Here is a 2421-nt window from a genome sequence, read left to right on the forward strand (position 1 = left end):
CCGGATCGAACTGAACGGTCTGGTTCTGGAAGCCGTGAACGCTCTGGAACTGGAGTTTCTGACATTGGAAAATGTAGCAGAGGAGTTGAAGATCGATGAACTCAATGATGATGAAGTTCGTGCTTCGCTGGTGGTGGCGGCGGAGCGTCAGGCGATTCCGTCGTGCGATATTCTGAGTGTCTGGAAGGAATTCAAACATCCCCGGCATGAGGAGTTCGCCGAACCGACCCGGTGGAGCCTGTTGAACGCTTTCACCGAAACTGCCAAGAAGTACAGTCCCGCCCGTGCCGACCAGTGTTATCGCAGCCTGACCCGGCTGTTCGGACTGGACGGCAAACCGGCGGAACTTTGGAAGTAGTCCACGGCGCTCTGCCCTGGTACGCCCTCTGTCGGAAGTGGTGCAAACGACAGAGTACCTCGCACCCCGGCGGCTTCGGTCGCCGGTTTTATCAACTGAAAGAAGGAGTCGTTACTATGGCGAAAGTCTTTTGTCCGAAATGTTCCTCCATTGCCAACCCGCTTCATCGGGCCTGCACGGTTGGAACCGCAACCGGGATTACAGCAGGAGGAGCAACGGTAATCGTCGGCATGGTTCGCGGTGCTCGTGCGGGTAGTGCGTTGGGAGTTGCCGGCACTGCCATCGGTGCGGCTGCCGGAGCCGTGTTGAATCTCCTCTGGGGAATCACTTCCGGGGGACTGATCGGCGCTCAGGCGGGCAAATTGATCGATGAAAATGTAATCGGTCTGTACCGCTGTCCGAAATGTCATCTGCGGTTCAAGGCGTAGATGACTGAAGACTCAGAGATACGCAGCAACGACGCGTATCTCTTTTTTCGATTCATGCTGGAATATCAGATGGATCATTCGTCGAATCTGGAATTGCGGAACGGATACCTGGTCAGGTCGATCAATTTCCGGAATTGTTCACGAGTGCGTATCCGATCCTTTAATTTCGGAACGATATTAAGACGACGCCAGTCTTCGTCACTGAATTTGTCAAGGCACGGGCAATCCGGCAGCAGGTCGGCGGAGCTGTACAGGAGGCTCCACCACATCGGTTTCGTGAACTGTTCCCGGCAGGGACATTGAAACCACGTGCTCGGATTATGCTTGACGGTCCAGAACCAGTCGCCGAGCGTAAAATCACTCGTATCGATCTCTTTTTCAAGGGGCCAGTCACTCGCCAGCAGCCCACTCCGCACAGCCGGATGATCCGGTATTTCGCAATAATGGAGCAAAGTCGGCTGGTGCCGTAACAGTCGCTGCCACTGATGCGGGGTGAAATCTTTCCAGCAGGAGCAGCGCCATGCAAAAGGAAGTTGTTTTTCAAGGACGACAACCCAGTCGGCGGGAGTGAACTCCGCAAACGGACAAAACTCCTGAAGCTCCGGATGCCGTGAGAGAATGCGCGCCCACTGTTTCGGGGATAAGGGCGCTGAAACGGATGTTTTTTCCGGCGTAAAAGCGGCACAGTTCCATTCCAGATCGAGAAATGTGTTCAGTTCTGCATTGGTCATGATTTTACCTCGTTTGGAGTGTTATGAGTAAACGGCAGGAGGATGCCTGTCATAATATTGTTGTTCTAAAAATAAAACGAACTTTTGGGATGTCCGGCCGGTGCGTTTTACCGCACACGAGCCGGTAATCTAAATTATCATCATCATCCGGACTCCGCCGGACTCTCATATCATAGTAGATTCGCTGTATTTTTTTACAGCCGTTTCAATCATGCCTTCGGTATCTGCGTAAATCCGAACATCCGACATCCCTCCGGTGTCTTCTCTTTTTCATTCACTTTTGCGGCATAACTCATCCAGTGAGAGGCATTATGCAGTTGCGTTTCCGCATCTGAACCATGACGGCGAATCCGTATGCCGGTATTGTTGTCCGCCTGTTCCTGCGGAGGGCAATACCGTACATAATTGGATTCAGGGGATGCGCCAATCTCACGGGACCAGATTTCCTTGAAGAATCCGGCCACCCGCTGAACATGCTGTACTTTATTGCCGTCACAGATCGGATAGCAGTGATAATGCGGTTGATCGGAATTACGTTGTTCCCGCGCCCAGACAAGCTGGGCGTCGATTCCCTCCCGCTTCAACTTCATCCGGCATTTGCGTACCGCATTGGAAATATGCCGATTGTCACTCTGAGTTTCCATTTCAGGGGGAAAACGAAACTCCAGATGCCCCACAAATACCTGGCTGTGTTTGTCAACCATATATCGCAATCGTTTTTGAATCTCGGTGGTTGCTTCACGATAAACGGGATGCTCCGGATCGGCATTTACGGATAAATTGTTTAACCGGCTTTCCGTATGATGGTGTCTTTTCGGCATGGTTTCTTCCTTCGAATAAGTTTCTGTTGAATATGTTATGGTTGATTTCTGTTCAGTAATTGTTCTCATGATGGATTCGAACA

Annotated in this window: 3 protein-coding genes and 1 pseudogene; 2 read left to right on the forward strand and 2 right to left on the reverse strand. The window is 51.6% G+C overall.

Annotated elements, in window-relative coordinates; all coding sequences use genetic code 11:
- Both FYJ85_RS23485 and FYJ85_RS22805 read left to right on the forward strand, forming a co-directional pair.
- Positions 1-358, forward strand: a pseudogene (locus FYJ85_RS23485) (hypothetical protein); the annotation flags it as partial.
- A 116-nt stretch (positions 359-474) separates the two neighbouring features.
- A complete protein-coding gene (locus FYJ85_RS22805) occupies positions 475-786 on the forward strand; it encodes a hypothetical protein (RefSeq protein WP_154420982.1) in 312 nt (103 codons plus the stop codon).
- A 74-nt stretch (positions 787-860) separates the two neighbouring features.
- On the opposite strand, the gene FYJ85_RS22810 is transcribed toward FYJ85_RS22805, so the two are convergent.
- Together FYJ85_RS22810 and FYJ85_RS22815 are read right to left on the reverse strand one after the other, a co-directional pair.
- Positions 861-1517, reverse strand: a complete 657-nt coding sequence (locus FYJ85_RS22810) for a hypothetical protein (RefSeq protein ID WP_154420983.1) — start codon at positions 1515-1517, stop codon at positions 861-863.
- 209 nt (positions 1518-1726) lie between these two features.
- Positions 1727-2421 (reverse strand): YagK/YfjJ domain-containing protein (locus FYJ85_RS22815; RefSeq protein WP_206213431.1); only part of this gene is annotated, 695 nt, incomplete at its 5' end.

The organism is Victivallis lenta, from assembly GCF_009695545.1.
GTDB classification, from domain to species: Bacteria; Verrucomicrobiota; Lentisphaeria; order Victivallales; family Victivallaceae; genus Victivallis; species Victivallis lenta.

Excerpts from the sequence above, each read along its gene's own strand:
- FYJ85_RS22805 (WP_154420982.1), top strand. The coding sequence starts at position 475 with ATGGCGAAAGTCTTTTGTCCGAAATGTTCCTCCATTGCCAACCCGCTT.
- FYJ85_RS22810 (WP_154420983.1), bottom strand. The coding sequence starts at position 1,517 with ATGACCAATGCAGAACTGAACACATTTCTCGATCTGGAATGGAACTGT.